We start from the raw sequence: 347 nt of genomic DNA on the forward strand, positions 1-347 counted from the left end.
CGCTCAAGCCAAGAAGGATGAAATTGACGCTCGCTCTGATCTAACAGACGAAGAGAAAGCAGCAGCTAAGGCTCAAGTTGATGCAGAAGCAGAAAAAGCCAAAGCTGCAGTAGATGCAGCAACAACAAATGCAGGAGTTGAAGAAGCTAAGACTGCAGGTGTTGACACTGTTAAAGCTATTAACCCAGCTGCAGTTGCTAAGCCTGAAGCGAAGAAAGCTGTCGATGAAGCCGCTCAAGCCAAGAAGGATGAAATTGACGCTCGCTCTGATCTAACAGACGAAGAGAAAGCAGCAGCTAAGGCTCAAGTTGATGCAGAAGCAGAAAAAGCCAAAGCTGCAGTAGATG

General features: G+C 47.0%; 1 protein-coding gene. It reads left to right on the plus strand.

What is annotated here, in order from left to right:
• Positions 1–347 (plus strand): DUF1542 domain-containing protein (locus E4T71_RS09330; protein WP_135039011.1); only part of this gene is annotated, 347 nt, incomplete at both ends.

This window comes from Streptococcus sp. WM07 (assembly GCF_004570525.1).
Classification (GTDB): Bacteria; Bacillota; Bacilli; order Lactobacillales; family Streptococcaceae; genus Streptococcus.